Annotated in this window: 16 protein-coding genes; 11 read left to right on the top strand and 5 right to left on the bottom strand. The window is 59.7% G+C overall.

The genetic code is table 11. The features are described from left to right. Positions 1-116: 116 nt before the first annotated feature. Both gabT and ACM6IN_RS06320 read left to right on the top strand, forming a co-directional pair. On the top strand, positions 117-1,394 hold the full coding sequence (gene gabT, locus ACM6IN_RS06315) for a 4-aminobutyrate--2-oxoglutarate transaminase (protein WP_007917687.1): 1,278 nt from the start codon (positions 117-119) through the stop codon (positions 1,392-1,394). A gap of 140 nt (positions 1,395-1,534) precedes the next feature. After that, positions 1,535-2,746 carry a response regulator gene (locus ACM6IN_RS06320; RefSeq protein ID WP_007917686.1) on the top strand — a complete coding sequence of 404 codons (1,212 nt, stop codon included), beginning with the start codon at positions 1,535-1,537 and terminating at the stop codon, positions 2,744-2,746. A 50-nt stretch (positions 2,747-2,796) separates the two neighbouring features. Here ACM6IN_RS06320 and ACM6IN_RS06325 read toward each other — a convergent pair whose 3' ends face one another. Together ACM6IN_RS06325 and desA are read right to left on the bottom strand one after the other, a co-directional pair. Further along, on the bottom strand, positions 2,797-3,786 hold the full coding sequence (locus ACM6IN_RS06325) for a GGDEF domain-containing protein (RefSeq protein ID WP_007917685.1): 990 nt from the start codon (positions 3,784-3,786) through the stop codon (positions 2,797-2,799). 142 nt (positions 3,787-3,928) lie between these two features. Beyond that, positions 3,929-5,113: a delta-9 fatty acid desaturase DesA gene (desA, locus tag ACM6IN_RS06330; RefSeq protein ID WP_007917684.1), complete on the bottom strand. Its 1,185-nt coding sequence runs from the start codon at positions 5,111-5,113 to the stop codon at positions 3,929-3,931. Positions 5,114-5,259: 146 nt separating this feature from the next. Between desA and dibA the strand changes: the two genes are divergently transcribed. The 6 genes from dibA (at position 5,260) to ACM6IN_RS06360 (ending at position 11,542) form a co-directional block, all read left to right on the top strand. Next, on the top strand, positions 5,260-7,179 hold the full coding sequence (dibA, locus tag ACM6IN_RS06335; protein WP_007917683.1) for a phosphodiesterase DibA: 1,920 nt from the start codon (positions 5,260-5,262) through the stop codon (positions 7,177-7,179). 252 nt (positions 7,180-7,431) lie between these two features. Then, positions 7,432-7,614 (top strand): sulfur starvation response protein OscA, encoded by a 183-nt coding sequence (oscA, locus tag ACM6IN_RS06340; protein WP_007917682.1) that lies wholly within the window; start codon positions 7,432-7,434, stop codon positions 7,612-7,614. Positions 7,615-7,761: 147 nt separating this feature from the next. Continuing rightward, a complete protein-coding gene (locus ACM6IN_RS06345) occupies positions 7,762-8,775 on the top strand; it encodes a sulfate ABC transporter substrate-binding protein (RefSeq protein WP_123375661.1) in 1,014 nt (337 codons plus the stop codon). A 70-nt stretch (positions 8,776-8,845) separates the two neighbouring features. Further along, the gene (cysT, locus tag ACM6IN_RS06350) at positions 8,846-9,664 is read left to right on the top strand and encodes a sulfate ABC transporter permease subunit CysT (RefSeq protein WP_007917680.1); all 819 of its coding nucleotides are present in this window, start codon (positions 8,846-8,848) and stop codon (positions 9,662-9,664) included. Positions 9,665-9,676: 12 nt separating this feature from the next. Continuing rightward, positions 9,677-10,549: a sulfate ABC transporter permease subunit CysW gene (gene cysW / locus ACM6IN_RS06355; RefSeq protein ID WP_007917679.1), complete on the top strand. Its 873-nt coding sequence runs from the start codon at positions 9,677-9,679 to the stop codon at positions 10,547-10,549. Between the two features lie 3 nt (positions 10,550-10,552). Beyond that, the gene (locus tag ACM6IN_RS06360) at positions 10,553-11,542 is read left to right on the top strand and encodes a sulfate/molybdate ABC transporter ATP-binding protein (RefSeq protein ID WP_007917678.1); all 990 of its coding nucleotides are present in this window, start codon (positions 10,553-10,555) and stop codon (positions 11,540-11,542) included. Between the two features lie 114 nt (positions 11,543-11,656). Here the strand turns inward: ACM6IN_RS06360 and ACM6IN_RS06365 are convergent, their stop codons facing one another. After that, positions 11,657-12,184: a DUF962 domain-containing protein gene (locus tag ACM6IN_RS06365; RefSeq protein ID WP_414915611.1), complete on the bottom strand. Its 528-nt coding sequence runs from the start codon at positions 12,182-12,184 to the stop codon at positions 11,657-11,659. Between the two features lie 84 nt (positions 12,185-12,268). On the opposite strand from ACM6IN_RS06365, the gene ACM6IN_RS06370 reads away from it, so the two are divergent. Then, the gene (locus ACM6IN_RS06370; protein WP_095113899.1) at positions 12,269-12,946 is read left to right on the top strand and encodes a Crp/Fnr family transcriptional regulator; all 678 of its coding nucleotides are present in this window, start codon (positions 12,269-12,271) and stop codon (positions 12,944-12,946) included. Between the two features lie 256 nt (positions 12,947-13,202). Here the strand turns inward: ACM6IN_RS06370 and uraH are convergent, their stop codons facing one another. Both uraH and ACM6IN_RS06380 read right to left on the bottom strand, forming a co-directional pair. Then, positions 13,203-13,613 carry a hydroxyisourate hydrolase gene (gene uraH / locus ACM6IN_RS06375; protein ID WP_414915612.1) on the bottom strand — a complete coding sequence of 137 codons (411 nt, stop codon included), beginning with the start codon at positions 13,611-13,613 and terminating at the stop codon, positions 13,203-13,205. 12 nt (positions 13,614-13,625) lie between these two features. Then, complete coding sequence (locus tag ACM6IN_RS06380) at positions 13,626-14,111, bottom strand: GlcG/HbpS family heme-binding protein (protein ID WP_414915613.1); 486 nt, start codon at positions 14,109-14,111, stop codon at positions 13,626-13,628. 136 nt (positions 14,112-14,247) lie between these two features. Here ACM6IN_RS06380 and ACM6IN_RS06385 point away from each other — a divergent pair, with 136 nt between their 5' ends. Together ACM6IN_RS06385 and ACM6IN_RS06390 are read left to right on the top strand one after the other, a co-directional pair. Next, complete coding sequence (locus tag ACM6IN_RS06385) at positions 14,248-14,928, top strand: heavy metal response regulator transcription factor (protein WP_007917671.1); 681 nt, start codon at positions 14,248-14,250, stop codon at positions 14,926-14,928. Further along, the gene (locus ACM6IN_RS06390; RefSeq protein WP_414915614.1) at positions 14,918-16,306 is read left to right on the top strand and encodes a heavy metal sensor histidine kinase; all 1,389 of its coding nucleotides are present in this window, start codon (positions 14,918-14,920) and stop codon (positions 16,304-16,306) included. Before ACM6IN_RS06385 ends, ACM6IN_RS06390 begins: the two co-directional genes overlap by 11 nt. The last annotated feature ends 110 nt before the right edge of the window (positions 16,307-16,416 follow it).

Raw genomic sequence — 16,416 nt, forward strand, 5'->3', positions numbered from 1 at the left:
AATTTTCTCTGCGGCCAGGAACGCCGTGGCAGTCGATCATCGCATGCTGCCACCGTCGATTTCTCCCGCTTAATCCTTGAACCACGCCGCCCGATGAGCGGCGAATGAGGACTGTAATGAGCAAGACTAACGCTGAACTGATGGCCCGTCGTACCGCAGCTGTTCCACGTGGTGTTGGCCAGATTCACCCGATCTTCGCTGAGTCGGCAAAGAACGCTACCGTGACTGACGTTGAAGGTCGTGAGTTCATCGACTTCGCTGGCGGCATTGCTGTACTGAACACGGGCCACGTGCACCCGAAAATCATCGCCGCCGTGACCGAACAGCTGAACAAGCTGACTCACACTTGCTTCCAGGTACTGGCTTACGAGCCGTACGTTGAGCTGTGCGAAAAAATCAACGCCAAGGTGCCAGGTGATTTCGCCAAGAAAACCCTGCTGGTCACCACCGGTTCCGAAGCCGTGGAAAACGCCGTAAAAATCGCCCGTGCCGCCACTGGCCGCGCTGGCGTTATCGCTTTCACCGGCGCCTACCACGGTCGCACCATGATGACCCTGGGCCTGACCGGTAAAGTCGTGCCGTACTCGGCCGGCATGGGCCTGATGCCAGGCGGTATCTTCCGCGCGCTGTACCCGAACGAACTGCACGGCGTGAGCATCGACGACTCGATCGCTTCCATCGAGCGCATCTTCAAGAACGACGCTGAGCCGAAAGACATCGCCGCGATCATTATCGAACCTGTTCAGGGTGAAGGTGGTTTCTACGTCGCGCCGAAAGAATTCATGAAGCGCCTGCGCGCCTTGTGCGACCAGCACGGCATCCTGCTGATCGCTGACGAAGTACAAACCGGCGCTGGCCGTACCGGTACGTTCTTCGCCATGGAACAGATGGGTGTTGCTGCCGACCTGACCACGTTCGCCAAATCCATCGCTGGCGGCTTCCCGCTGGCCGGTGTTTGCGGCAAGGCCGAATACATGGACGCCATCGCGCCAGGCGGCCTGGGCGGCACCTACGCTGGTAGCCCGATCGCTTGCGCCGCGGCACTGGCCGTAATGGAAGTGTTCGAAGAAGAGCAACTGCTGGACCGCTGCAAGGCTGTCGGCGAGCGTCTGGTCACTGGCCTGAAAGCTATCCAGGCCAAGTACCCGGTCATCGGCGAAGTTCGTGCGCTGGGCGCGATGATCGCGGTCGAGTTGTTCGAAAACGGCGACAGCCACAAGCCGAACGCTGCTGCTGTAGCGTCGGTGGTGGCCAAGGCGCGCGACAAGGGCCTGATCCTGCTGTCCTGCGGCACCTACGGCAACGTTCTGCGCGTCCTCGTACCGCTGACTTCGCCGGACGAGCAACTGGACAAAGGTCTGGCGATCATCGAAGAGTGCTTCTCGGAGCTGTAAGCCGCGCACTGTGTGATCGGATAGACAAAAAAACCCGCTTCGGCGGGTTTTTTTTCGCCCCGTGAACATATCAATTGCTTTTGCGCTGTATCGAAAGGCCAGCATTGGCTAAGGTTCAGGCATTGCAAGGGAGAGCGCGCATGACTGCCGTTGATTTACCCGCCGTACCCCGAGTGCTGATTGCCGAGGCCGATCCGTGGTCCCGGGACCTGCTCAAACAAGTGCTTCTGAACGTGCGTTGCGATGCGCGGATAGACTTGTGCGCCGACGGGCAGCAAGCCCTGTCATTGCTCAGTGAAGTGCCGTATGACCTGGCGATCGTCGATTGGGAGTTGCCCGGCATCGACGGTTTGAGCGTGCTGCGCAGCGTGCGTCAGCGCAAACGCAACCCACCGTTGCCGTTCATCCTGATGAGCAGCCGCAACGACAGCGCCAGTGTGCGTGAAGCGATTCCGTTGGCGCCCACGGCCTACCTGACCAAACCACTGAACATGGAAAGCCTGACCGAGCGTTTGCAGGGTTTACTGCTGAATGCCGGTGAAGAAGTGTTCTGTGAGGTGCCGGCATTGGCACCGGGCATGACCTTGTCGATATTCCTTGAACGCCGCCGCGAGCAGGCCGACGGCGCGCCGTTGATGACCGATGTGCAGGTGGCGGTAAAGCGCAGCCTCAATCCCAATGGCCTCGATCTGAAACTGTTGGAAGATGAGATCAAAACCGACCCACAAATCACTGCAGTGCTGATCGCTGCGGCCAACAGCGCGGCGCAGCACCACGGTGCCCCGGTTCAAACGCTCGCTCAAGCCCTGCATCGCCTGGGCACCGGGCAGAGCATGAACCTGATTCTGGGGCTGGCACTCAAGCGCAGCGCCAAGCTCAGCGATCCTTGTCTGGCGGACTACGCCGAGCGTTACTGGGGCTTGTCGCTGCACACCGCTGAATACGCGCGCACCCTGGCACGCTTACTCGATCTCGATCAGGAGCGCTGTTACTGCGCGGGTATGCTCCATCGCCTGGGTGATCTGGCGTTGCTGCGTTGTCTGCAGGAGTGGCAGCAGGCCGGCGGTGCGCTGGATGAGTGGGAGGAGGTCGGCGAGGCGCTGGCGGAGTTTGGCGCGGCTTATGGTTCGGCGTTGCGCACCCGCTGGCGATTGCCGCTGGAGCTACGTGAGCTGATTGCGTCGGTGTACCAGCTCGGCGGCGGGGTGTATTCCCGTGAGGCGCTGGTGATGAACATGGCGGCGCAGATGGCCCGCTTGACCGAGCATGAGGGCGTTGAGGAGTTGGCGAAGAGCCGCACGGCGCGGTTGCTCAAGATCGGGCTACCGGAGTTGATGCGGATGCGCAAATAACCTGACTTACGCAAACCCCGCAATGGATCTCTGTGTAGCTGAGATACGGGTCAGGCAGAAATGATGCGGTTCTTGCCCTGTCGCTTGGCCTCATACATCGCCGCGTCCGCGCGGGCGAACAGGCTGTCGAGGTTTTCGTCTTCCCCGGTAAGGCTGGTCAGCCCCTGGCTCACGGTGATGCCGAACGTCTGGCCGTCATGGCTGAAGCTCAAACGCTGAATCTCCTGCTGCAGCCGCTCGGCCACCTGCATGGCCATGTCCGGCGCACAACCGGGAAACACTGCGGCAAACTCTTCGCCGCCAATCCGCCCGAACAGATCGCCCCGGCGCAACGAGCCGCGTCCGCACTCGGCAATCCGCTGCAGAACATTATCGCCCTCCGGGTGGCCGTAGGTGTCATTGATCATTTTGAAATCATCGATATCCAGCAGCAGAAAGGCCATTTGTGCGCCCTGCACCTTCGCTACTTCGAACTCGCGATTGGCGCACTCGAAGAAGTGCCGGCGATTGCTGCTTTGGGTCAGCACGTCGGTGGTCGCCAGACGGTGCAACTCGGTTTCCATCTGCTTCTTGTCGGTGATGTCTTCGGCGATGCCGACGATGATCACCGGTTGCCCCGGCTCGTCCTGACGGTTGATGAAGCACTTATCGCTGAGCCAGCGCACCTGGCCGTCGGCGGCGATGATCCGGTATTCGCGATCTTCCACCGCGCCTCTGTGCAGGACTTCGGCGAGGCTGCGTTCGGCGTATTCCAGATCGTCGGGGTAGATGCTGTCGCGCCATTGGTTGTAGTCGGCGAGGAGGAGGCCGGCGGAGCGGCCGAAAATCCGTTCATAGGCGGGGCTGACATACAGCACCTGCCGGGTTTCCCAGTTGAAGGCCCAGAGCACAGCGTTGACGCTGACCAATAAGGAGCTGAACAGCTGTTCGCGTTCGCTCAAACGGGCGACTTCGCCTTGGGCATGCATCAACGCCATTAGCGTTTGTGCGGCCTCGGGCCACTTCGGTAAGGATGAGTCTTTTTGATTGTTATTGACCATCGGCACAGATCTCAAAGGCGTGCCGCAATTCGACAACGGCCACAGTACAGCCCGCCGGGATGGCGAAGTGTCTTTGAGATAGGCGATTTTTAGCGAAGTTCCGAAGGGTGCACCCGGGAGCCGGGTGCACCGATCAACGGTCTCAGGCGGCTGCAGGGCGCAGCGAGTAGGTTTTCAACTGGTCGGCGAATTCACGCAGGGACTGGATACCGCTGGCTTCGGCCTCGTGAATCCACTCTTTGATGGCGGCGAGCATGTCGTGGCCATTTGCGCTGGTCTTGACCCAGATCTGCTGCAGGGCCAAGCGTTTCTCGTAAATTACCTTCAGCGCCTGGCTGTGCTCGAGCATGGTCTGGATGCGCAAGTGATGACGATCTTCCAGCAGGCTGGTTTCCCGCGACAGCAGACGCTTGGCGCGGTGGAACTGGTGGCGCACCGAATGATCGACCTTGGCCAGCTCTTGCTTGACCAGCGGGCCGATCACCAATTTGCGGTACTGGGCCATGATCTGGAAGCGGTTGTTGAGGATGGCCATGGCGGTGTCCATGTCCAGATTGCCCTTGCCTTCGACGCGGTGGGCGATCGGCGCCACGCGCTGAACCTTGGCCAGACGCAGGAAGCTGAAGACTTTGATCCACGCCCAACCGAGGTCGAACTCCCACTTCTTCACCGACAGCTTGGCCGAGTTAGGGTAGGTGTGATGGTTGTTATGCAGTTCTTCGCCGCCGATCAGGATGCCCCATGGCACCAGATTGGTGGCTGCGTCGCGGCATTCGAAGTTGCGATAGCCGACCGCATGGCCCAGACCGTTGATCACGCCGGCGGCCCACACCGGGATCCACATCATCTGGATCGCCCAGATGGTGATGCCGATGGTGCCGAACAGCAGCAGGTCGATGACGCCCATGATCGCCACGCCCAACAGCGGGTAGCGGCTGTAGACGTTGCGCTCGATCCAGTCTTCGGGGCAGTTCTTGCCGTAGATGCGCAGGGTTTCCGGGTTTTGCGCTTCGGCGCGATACAGCTCGGCGCCGGTGCGCAGCACGGTGGAAAGGCCTTTGATGACCGGGCTGTGCGGGTCGTCTTCGGTTTCGCACTTGGCGTGATGTTTACGGTGGATGGCGGTCCACTCGCGGGTGTTCTGCGCCGTGGTCAGCCACAACCAGAAACGGAAAAAGTGCTTCAGGCCAGCATTCAGCTCCAGCGAGCGATGGGCCGAGTAGCGGTGCAGATAGACCGTGACGGCGACAATTGTCACGTGGGTCATCAGCAGGGTGACTGCGACCAGAGACCAGGCCGACAAGCCAAGAAAACCTTCGTACCACATAGGCTATAGGGCCCTCGATAAAGATAAAAACAGCCGTTGCATTATCACCAAGCACACAGATAAAACCAGTCGCCCTTTCAGATAACAGTCGCTGGATGTTTCTTGACCTATAATTCCAACCTTTTTGTAGGGACATGGACAGTCGAATGCCTGCCACTTACCGCGATGCTTTGCGTGCAGCGCTGCTTTATCTCGTGCTTGCTGCTGTCTGGCTGCAGGGCACTGATCATTTATTAAACAATTTCTTCGATAACTCCGTCGATCTTGCCCGATGGCAACTGATCAACGGTTACGTCTTCGCGGCGTTCAGCGCCGGGCTGATTTTCCTGGCGCGGGCGCGATTGTGCGAGTTTCTCGGAATAGGTGCGCGTTTGCGCGAACGCCACGCCGACCGCGAACGCCTGCGTCAAGCGGCGGCGGTCTTCGATTGCACCCGCGAAGGGGTGCTGGTGACCAACCATCAGGGGCTGATCGTGCACGTCAATCGTGCGTTCATCGAGATCACCGGTTATCAGCGTGAAGAAGTCCTCGGGCAGCAGCCGAGCCTGTTCAAGTCGGGCCATCATCCGCCGGGATTTTATCAGGCGATGTTTGCCACTCTGGAATCGCAGGGCGAATGGAGCGGCGAAATCTGGAACCGCCGAAAAAGCGGCGAGATTTATCCACAGTGGCAGACCATTCGGGTCATTCACGATGATCAGGGCCGGCGCAGCCATTACGTCGCGGTGTTTTCAGACATTAGTGCGATCAAGGATTCCGAGCATGAGCTCAAACACCTCGCGCACCACGATCCGCTGACCGATCTGCCCAATCGGCTGCTGTTCAGCGATCGCGCTGAACAGGCACTGGCCTCGGCGCAAAACCACAAGCGCGGTTGTGCACTGCTGATGCTTGATCTCGATCACTTCAAAATGATCAACGACAGCCTCGGCCATAACATCGGCGATCGCTTGCTCAAGGCCGTGGCAGCGCGCTTGCAGGCGCTGTTCGGCCCCGGCATTACGCTGGCGCGTCTCGGTGGTGATGAGTTCGCCGTACTGGCGGAAAGTTGTCCACAGCCGGTGCAGGCAGCAGCGCTGGCGCAACGGATTCTCGATGCACTGAAGGAGCCGTTCAGCATTGATGGCAATCAGTTGTTCATCAACGGCAGCCTCGGCATCAGCCTGTTCCCCAGTGACGCGTTGAGCGCCGAACAACTGTTGCGCAATGCCGACGCGGCGTTGTTCAAGGCCAAGAGCAGCGGCCGCAACGGGTACGCCTTGTACACCGAAGAACTCACCGCCCACGCCCAGCAACGGGTGGAAATCGCTTTCGAACTGCGCCGGGCGCTGGAGCAACGGGAATTGCGGGTGTTCTACCAGCCTGTACATGACTTGAAGACCAGTCGCTTGATCGGTGTTGAAGCCTTGGTGCGTTGGCAGCATCCGCAGCGCGGTCTGGTGTCGCCGGCGGAATTCATCCCGATTGCCGAGCGCACCGGGCTGATTGCCGAAATCGACGCGTGGGTGATGCAGCAGGCGTGTCGGCAGATGTGCCAGTGGCAACAGGCTGGAATCGTACTGTCATTTGTCGCGGTGAATGTGTCGTCGCGTTTGTTCGCCCGGCGTGAGCTTTATCAACAGGTCGCGCAGGTCCTGCATGACACCGGGCTGGATCCGGCGTATCTGGAGCTGGAGGTGACGGAAAGCGCGGTAATGGACGATCCGGAAGTGGCGTTAGAGCAGATGCATCGTTTGCGTGAATTGGGTATTCGTCTGGCCATCGATGATTTTGGTACCGGGTATTCATCGCTTTTGCGGCTCAAGCGCTTGCCGGTGCAGAAGCTGAAAATCGATCAGGGTTTTGTTGCCGGCTTGCCTTGGGACGAGGATGACGCAGCGATCGTGCGGGTGATCATCGCGCTGGCCCGGAGCATGGGCATGCAGGTGCATGCCGAGGGTATCGAGCAGGTTGAGCAGGCGGCGTTTTTGCTGGAGCAGGAATGTGATCTGGGGCAGGGGTATTGGTTTGGGCGGCCGGTTCAAGCGCAGGAGATTGATTGGGCAAGAACACCGGTGATTGGTTAAAAGATCAAAAGATCGTCCGATCGCGGCCCGAGCCTTCGGCAGCTCCTGCACCGATCCCTGTAGGAGCTGCCGAAGGCTGCGATCTTTTGCTCCACCAACGCGCAAACCCTTGCCGTGCCACATAATGTTTTCTGGTTATATAAACATTCTTAAATAGTCTTTTTAAGAATATCCGTGCCTCTCTTATATTGCTTCCACGCCGAACGCAGTGCCGCCCACTGCCAGGCAAATCCCATTCAAAGGAGCAGCACCATGAGCGCATCCCTTCGCAGCGTTGACGGTCAGGACGAAAGCACCATTTTGCGTGAAATCCAGAGCGCCCTGCGCGATCTGCGTTTCGGCGCGGTGGAGATCACTGTGCACAACGCGCAAGTCGTACAGATCGAACGCAAAGAGAAATTCCGTTTGCAGCAACCGGGTAAACAACCGGGCTGAGTTGAAGATCAAAAGATCGCAGCCTGCGGCAGCTCCTACAGGGGGCTGTGTGTAGGAGCTGCCGAAGGCTGCGATCTTTAGCCGGCACACCCGATTCCAGATATTCATAAGAAAAAGCCACCACCCAGAATTCCAGGAGCTTTCACCATGTCGTCGATTCGCCGTTACGCTTTGGCCGCCCTGGCCAGCGCTGTGTTTGCCGGTTCCGCGGTTGCCAAGGATTACGAACTGCTCAATGTGTCATATGACCCGACACGCGAGCTGTATCAGGACTACAACGCTGAATTCATCAAGTTCTGGCAGAAAGACCACGCTGGCGACACGGTGAAAATCCAGCAATCTCACGGCGGTTCGGGCAAACAGGGCCGTGCGGTGATCGACGGTCTGCGCGCTGACGTCGTGACCCTGGCCCTGGCCGGTGACATCGACGAAATCGCCAAACTCGGCAAGACCCTGCCTGCCGACTGGCAGAAGCGTCTGCCGGAAGCGAGCACGCCGTACACCTCGACCATCGTCTTCCTGGTGCGCAAGGGCAACCCGAAAGGCATCAAGGACTGGGGCGATCTGGTCAAGAACGACGTATCGGTAATCACCCCTAATCCAAAAACCTCTGGCGGTGCACGCTGGAACTTCCTCGCCGCATGGGCCTACGGCCTGAAAGCCAACGGCGGTGACGAAGCCAAAGCCAAAGAATATGTGCAGACCCTGTTCAAGCACGTGCCGGTCCTCGACACCGGTGCACGCGGTTCGACCATCACCTTCGTCAACAACGGTCAGGGTGACGTGTTGCTGGCCTGGGAAAACGAAGCGTTCCTGGCGCTGAAAGAAGATGGCGGCGCCGACAAATTCGACATCGTCGTACCTTCGCTGTCGATCCTCGCCGAGCCACCGGTGGCCGTGGTTGACAAGAACGCCGAGAAGAAGGGTAACGAGCAGATCGCCGAAGCTTATCTGAAGCACCTGTACAGCCCGGCTGGTCAGGAAATTGCCGCGAAAAACTTCTACCGTCCACGTGACAAGGACGTGGCTGCCAAGTACGCCCAGCAGTTCCCGAAACTGGAACTGGTGACCATCGACAAGGACTTCGGCGGCTGGAAAGCCGCGCAACCGAAATTCTTCAACGACGGTGGCGTGTTCGACCAGATTTATCAGGCGCAGTAAGTTTTCATAGCCATAAACAAGCCCCGGATTTACCTTCGGGGCTTCGCGCGTTTTTTAACCAAGGACTTTTATGTCGCGTCGTATCTCCCCCGTCATACCCGGCTTCGGGCTGACGCTGGGCTACACCTTGGTGTACCTCAGCCTGATTGTGCTTATCCCGCTGGCGGCGATGTTCGTCCACGCCGCGCAACTTACCTGGGATCAGTTCTGGACGATCATTTCCGCACCACGGGTGCTGGCCGCGTTGAAGTTGAGCTTCGGCACCGCGCTGTGTGCGGCGATCATCAACGGCATCATCGGCACGCTGCTGGCCTGGGTGCTGGTGCGCTACACCTTCCCGGGGCGCAAGGTGATCGACGCGATGATCGATCTGCCGTTCGCCCTGCCGACAGCGGTGGCCGGTATCGCGCTGACCGCGCTGTATGCGCCGGCCGGTCTGGTCGGCCAATTCGCCGCTGACCTCGGTTTCAAAATCGCCTACACCCCGCTCGGTATCACTCTGGCGCTGACCTTCGTCACCCTGCCGTTCGTGGTGCGCACGGTGCAGCCGGTGCTGGCCGATATTCCTCGAGAAGTCGAAGAAGCGGCGGCGTGCCTCGGTGCGAAGCCATGGCAGGTGTTTCGCCACATTCTGGTTCCGGCACTCCTGCCCGCCTGGCTGACCGGTTTTGCCCTGGCGTTCGCGCGTGGCGTCGGCGAGTACGGCTCGGTGATTTTCATCGCCGGCAACATGCCGATGAAAACCGAGATCCTGCCGCTGCTGATCATGGTCAAACTCGACCAATACGATTACACCGGCGCCACCGCCATCGGCGTGTTGATGCTGGTGGTTTCCTTCGTCCTGTTGCTGCTGATCAACTTGCTGCAGCGGCGCATCGAAACCCCATAAGGAGGCGCGAACATGTCCCAATCGTCTATTGCGGCCGCCTCTTCGGCCAACGCTGCACGCCGTGGCAGCGCCACCTCGCGCAGAATCCTGATCGGCCTGGGCTGGCTGATCTTTTTCCTGTTTCTGCTGCTGCCGTTGTTCATCGTCGTATCGCAGGGTTTGAAGAATGGCCTCGGCGCTTTCTTCACCGCGATCTTTGAGCCGGACGCGCTTTCGGCGCTGAAACTCACCGTGTTCGCCGTGCTGATTTCGGTGCCGCTGAACCTGGTATTCGGCGTCAGTGCGGCGTGGTGCGTGAGCAAATACTCGTTCCGTGGCAAGAGCATGCTGGTGACGCTGATCGACCTGCCGTTCTCGGTATCGCCGGTGATCGCCGGTCTGGTCTACGTGCTGATGTTCGGCGCACAAGGCTTGTTCGGTCCGTGGCTGCAGGATCACGACATCCAGATCGTCTTCGCCCTGCCGGGCATCGTGCTGGCAACGATTTTCGTCACCGTGCCGTTCGTCGCTCGTGAACTGATTCCGTTGATGCAGGAACAAGGCACGCAGGAAGAGGAAGCCGCGCGTCTGCTCGGCGCTAACGGCTGGCAGATGTTCTGGCACGTCACCGTCCCCAATATCAAATGGGGCCTGATCTATGGCGTGGTGCTGTGTACGGCGCGGGCCATGGGTGAGTTCGGTGCGGTGTCGGTGGTCTCCGGGCACATTCGCGGGGTGACCAACACCTTGCCGCTGCACGTCGAGATCCTCTACAACGAATACAACCACGTGGCCGCGTTCGCCGTGGCGAGCCTGTTGCTGATCCTGGCGCTCTTCATCCTGCTGCTCAAGCAGTGGAGCGAAAACCGTATCAACCGCCTGCGCGCCAGCGCCGCGGAGGAATAATTCATGTCGATCGAAGTGCGTAACGTCAGCAAGAATTTCAATGCCTTCAAGGCGCTGGACAACATCAGTCTGGATATCCACAGCGGTGAGCTGGTGGCGTTGCTCGGCCCGTCGGGCTGCGGCAAGACCACCTTGCTGCGCATTATTGCCGGCCTGGAAACCCCGGATAACGGCAATATTGTGTTCCACGGAGAAGACGTCTCCGGCCACGACGTGCGTGATCGCAACGTCGGTTTCGTGTTCCAGCATTACGCGTTGTTCCGCCACATGACCGTGTTCGATAACGTCGCGTTCGGTCTGCGCATGAAGCCGAAAAACCAGCGTCCGAACGAAAGCCAGATCGCGGTCAAGGTGCATGAACTGCTGAACATGGTGCAGCTGGATTGGCTGTCGGATCGTTATCCGGAGCAGTTGTCCGGTGGTCAGCGTCAACGTATCGCTTTGGCCCGTGCCTTGGCGGTCGAGCCAAAAGTGCTTCTGCTCGATGAGCCGTTCGGCGCCCTCGATGCCAAGGTGCGTAAAGAGCTGCGCCGCTGGCTGGCGCGGTTGCACGAAGACATCAACCTGACCTCGGTGTTCGTGACCCACGACCAGGAAGAAGCGATGGAAGTCGCCGACCGTATCGTGGTGATGAACAAGGGCGTGATCGAGCAGATCGGCTCACCGGGCGACGTTTACGAAAACCCGGCCAGCGATTTCGTTTATCACTTCCTCGGCGATTCGAACCGCTTGCTGTTGAGCGACGACAATCACGTGCTGTTCCGCCCGCATGAAGTTTCGTTGTCCAGGCATGAGCTGGAGGATCACCATGCGGCTGAAGTCCGTGACATCCGCCCGTTGGGCGCGACCACGCGGGTGACGCTCAAGGTTGAGGGCCAGACGGATTTGATCGAGGCCGAAGTGGTGAAAGACCACGACAGCCTGATCGGCTTGGCCAAGGGTGAGACCCTGTTCTTCAAGCCGAAGGTCTGGCAGAAAGTCGCAAGCCTCTAAGACCAAAAGATCGCAGCCTGCGGCAGCTCCTACAGGGGTTTCGGTTGGTCACACATTTTGTGATCGACCAAACCCACTGTAGGAGCTGCCGTAGGCTGCGATCTTTCAAGCGGCCTAAGCCGCCGCTTTTTTGTTCGGATTGACCTGCACCACCCCCGCCCGCGCTTCGATCTGCTCTTTCAATTCATGCCGCATCCCGAGCATGAACGCCAACTCGGCCACGACAAACAACGGCCCGACAATCAGCCCCGACACGTCATCGACAAACGCCGGTTTGCGCCCTTCATAGTGATGCCCGACAAACTGGATCACCCAGCCGATTACAAACATCGCCAGGCCGCTGCTCAGCCAGACCATGGTGCTCTGCTGCGCCAACACATGCCCGGCCCAGACGGATAAACCCATCAGCACGGTCATCAACACCCCGAGCTTCACTTCCAGGCGCAGGTAAAACCACGCCGAGGCCAGCGCCACGACAACGGCTGGAGATATCCACAAGCCACCCAGCGACCATTGCGGACGCGACAACAAAACCGCCACCGCCACCACAATCAGCGGAATGCCGATAAAGTGGCTGGCGATGTTGCGCGGATCACGGTGGTAGGCGGCGTATTGACTGAGGTGGTCGACGAGGCTTTTCATTGTTGTTCCTCCGGTAGGGTTGATCGCATCATCCCTCGGGATCAGGGTTCGCTCTGTCAGGCAGGCGACAATCCAGGAGTGTTTATGCAAATACGTTCGCGGCTGATGAGTGGCCAGTGGTTCAGTCATCTGCCGGTGTCTTTTCAGGATAGCTTGCTGGCGGCAGCGCGAGAGCGGCGGCTGACGGCGGGGCAGCGCTTGTTCCAGCGCGGCGATGCGCCGTGCGGTTTGTACGCAGTGCTCGATGGCGCCGTGCGCATCGGTGCGGTGAGCGAGCAGGGCAAGGAGGCGTTGTTGAGTCTGGTGGAAGCGCCGCACTGGTTCGGCGAGATCTGCCTGTTCGATGGTCAGCCGCGTACCCATGACGCCTACGCAGTCGGGCCGTGCACGCTGCTGAATATTCCGCAGGCGACGTTGCTGAAACTGCTCGACGAACATCCGGTGTATTGGCGGCATCTGGCGCTGCTGATGAGCCACAAACTGCGCCTGGCCTTCATCAATCTCGAACAACTGAGCCTGCTGCCAGCGCCGGCGCGTCTGGCCCATCGCTTGCTGATGATCGCCGAGGGCTACGGCGAACTCGACGCGCCGCGTCGTGTACTGCAACTGCCGCAGGAGCAGTTGGCATCGATGCTGTCGCTGTCGCGGCAGACCACCAACCAGATCCTCAAGGATTTGCAGGGGCAGGGGATTATCGGGCTTGGGTATGGCGAGATCGAAATCCTCGACCCCGCGCGATTGCGCGCCCTGGCCACGATCTGACAATGCACCCCAGCCCCTGTGGGAGCTGGCTTGCCAGCGATAGCGGTGCATCAGCCGACATCGATGTCTGCTGTACGGACGCCATCGCTGGCAAGCCAGGCTCCCACAGGTTTTTTTGCTGTTCGTGATATCTGGAGCAAAGCACAGACCTGTAGGAGTGAGCCTGCTCGCGATAGCCATCTATCAGTTAGCCAATGGGTGACTGACATACCGCTATCGCGAGCAGGCTCACTCCTACAGGGGATCTGTGTTGATTTTACGAACCGCGATAGGTCGAGAAACCATACGGGCTCAGCAGCAGCGGGATGTGGTAATGCTGATCGGTTTGCTTCACTTCAAAAATCACCGGAATTTCCGGGAAGAAGGTGTCGTGCTTGACCTTCTTGAAGTACTCGCCAGTCTTGAACACCACGCGGTATTCACCCGCTTCAAAAGGCTGTTTGGCCGGGAACAGTTCGGCAATCCGCCCTTGTTCATTGGTGGTGCCCTGAGCCAGCGGCTGCCAGTCCTGACCGACATGTTTCTCCAGGGTCACGTTGATGCCCGGCGACGGCAGGCCGTTTTCCAGGTTGAGCACGTGCACGCTCAGCGGGTTGCCGGCAGCCAGGGCCAGGCTGGAAAAAGCGCTCAGGCCGAGCGCGGCAAGGGTCATGCGCAAAGTCGTCATGGATGGAACTCCTTATTGGGAACGGGTAGCGGCCAGACCGGTTTTTTCGGCCGCCTTGATCGCACAGTTTTCGTCTTGCTCGCCGCCGCCGGAACCGGCCACGCCTATCGCACCGACCAGTTCATCAGCGGCGAACAGCGGAATCCCGCCGCCAAGCAGCAGCAGTTCGTCGAGAGTGTTGAGGTTGGCGGATTGCGGATTGCTGCGAGCGCGTTCGGCGAATAGCCGCGTGGCGGTTTTGGTCGACAGCGCGGTGTAGGCCTTGCGTTGGCTGGCGGCGGTGTTGTGCGGGCCGACACCGTCGCCGCGCAGGGTCACCAACAGATTGCCGCCCCGATCGAGCACCGACACCGTGCCGGTGCAGTTGGCCATTGCCGTGTCGGCGAGCAGCCGTGCGGTTTTCAGGTCGAGATCGGCGTGACGCGGCAGTTCCGGGCTTGCGAACACGCTGGCACTGAGGCCGAGGGCCAGGCTGGCTACAAGGTATTTGACGGTCATGGACAGGCTCCAAAAGCGAAGGCCGTCACCTTAATCGCCGTCCTTCGTCAGAACCTCGTCAGTCTGATTACAAGTTTGTAATGGGCAACGCCGGCGAAGGCGCCTAGCCTGTACGCCTGATCAATCGAGGTGTGCCATGCGTTTGCTGGTCGTAGAAGATGAAGCCAAAACCGCGAATTTCCTCGCCAAAGGCTTGGGCGAGTCGGGTTTTGCCGTGGACGTGGCGCTCAATGGCCTCGATGGCCGTTACTTTATCGAGCAACAGGAATATGACCTGATCATCCTCGACGTGATGCTCCCCGGGCTCAACGGCTGGCAATTGCTGCAGCTGATCCGCCAGCGCGGCGCCACGCCGGTATTGTTCCTGACCGCCAAGGACGCCATTGAAGACCGCGTGCGCGGCCTCGAGCTGGGCGCCGATGATTACCTGCTCAAGCCCTTCGCCTTCGCCGAACTGCTCGCACGGGTACGCACGTTGCTACGGCGCGGGCCGATGCGCGAAGCCGAGTCGTACAGCATCGCCGATCTGGAAATCGATGTGTTGCGCCGCCGTGTCAGTCGCGGCGGCCAGCGCATTGCCCTGACCAACAAGGAGTTCGCCTTGTTGCAATTGCTCGCCAGCCGTCAGGGCGAAGTGCTGTCGCGCACGCTGATCGCCTCGCAGGTGTGGAACCTGAATTTTGACAGCGACACCAACATGGTCGAAGTCGCCGTGCGGCGTTTGCGTTCGAAAGTCGATGATCCGTACATGCCGAAACTTATCCACACCGTGCGCGGTGTCGGTTATCAACTGGAAGCGCCGGACGATGCGCTCTAAGTCGATCGCCTGGCGACTGGCGCTGGCGTTCGCCATTGTTTGCGCCTTGGTACTGAGCACGATTGGCGTGTTTCTCTACCGCTCGCTGGCCTCGGAAATCGCCTACCGCGACGACCTCGCGTTGCTCGGTCGACTGGAGCAAGTGCGCGCCTTGCTCGCCGACAGCGACAGCCTCGATGCCTTGCAGGCACGGCCACGGCTGTATCAAAACATGCTCGGCAATCTCGACAGTCTGTTGCTGGTGCGCCGTGCCGACGGATCGAGCGTGATCGCGATCAATCCCCGTCAACGCGATTTGCCCGCGCTGAACGCCATCCCCCGCGAGCAAACGCCAAAGCGTCCCGATGTACTCACGTGGCAAGCGCCGGACGGTGCTGAACTGGCGCTGTTATCCGGCGAAGCGCAAGGGCCGAACGGCGAGCCGTTGACGGTCATCGCCGGCAAAGTGTTGAGCGAGCGCGAGCAGATGCTCGGCAGCTATCGCATGCGCTTGTACCTGTCGGTTGGACTGGGCGCGTTGCTCGCTTTTGCCTTGGGCTTGCTCTTGCTGCGCCGGGGCCTGCAACCGTTGCGGCAGTTGAGCGAAGCGGTGCGCGGCATCGATCTGCGTAGCCTTGATCAACGCCTGCCTGCCAATGGCACGCCGGCAGAATTGCTTGAACCGGTGCAGGCGCTCAACGGCATGCTCGCGCGGCTGGACGATAGCGTGCAGCGCCTGTCGCAGTTCTCCGCCGACCTCGCCCACGAAATCCGCACGCCGTTGCACACCTTGCTCGCCAGTAACGGCCAGGCGCTGAATCATCCGCGCAGCACCGAGGAATATCAGGAAGTCCTGGCCTCGAACATGGAAGAGTTCGAACGGCTCAAGCGCATGGCGGAAAACCTGATGTTCCTTGCTCGTGCCGAGCAGGCCGAGCGGGCGCTGAATTTGCAAATCCTGGATTTGCACAGCGTTGGCGGTGAGCTGTGTGATTACTTTGAAGCCTTGGCGGATGACCGTGACGTGTGGCTGGACAATCAACTGCACGGTGAACTGCTTGCCGATCAGCAACTGTTGCAACGGGCGCTCGGCAATCTGTTGGCCAATGCCGTGCGTCATGCCGATCAAGGATCGGTGATCAGTCTGCGTCGCCGCGACGAGTCGGGTGAGTGCTGGTTGCAAGTGCACAACCATGGCCCGGCGATTGCGCATGAACATCTGAGCAGACTGTTCGACCGCTTCTACCGCGTCGATCCTTCACGGGCAGAGCCGGGGGATTCGGGTGGCTTGGGGCTGGCGATCGTGCAGTCGATCATGCAGTTGCATGGGGGACAGGTGCGGGTGAGTAGTGATGCTGACGGCACTGTTTTTGAGCTGGGGTTTGTGGTGAGCAAGTGATTGCTTCTTGATCACTGGGAACTAGGCTAATCTTGTTCAGTGAGTGCATCAAATGCGATGCAAATTAAACATATATCTAAATTTGCACCATATTTGATGCAGGAAGCCCG

Origin of the sequence: Pseudomonas sp. IT-P395, from assembly GCF_949767675.1 — a bacterium.
In the GTDB taxonomy this organism is placed as follows: Bacteria; Pseudomonadota; Gammaproteobacteria; order Pseudomonadales; family Pseudomonadaceae; genus Aquipseudomonas.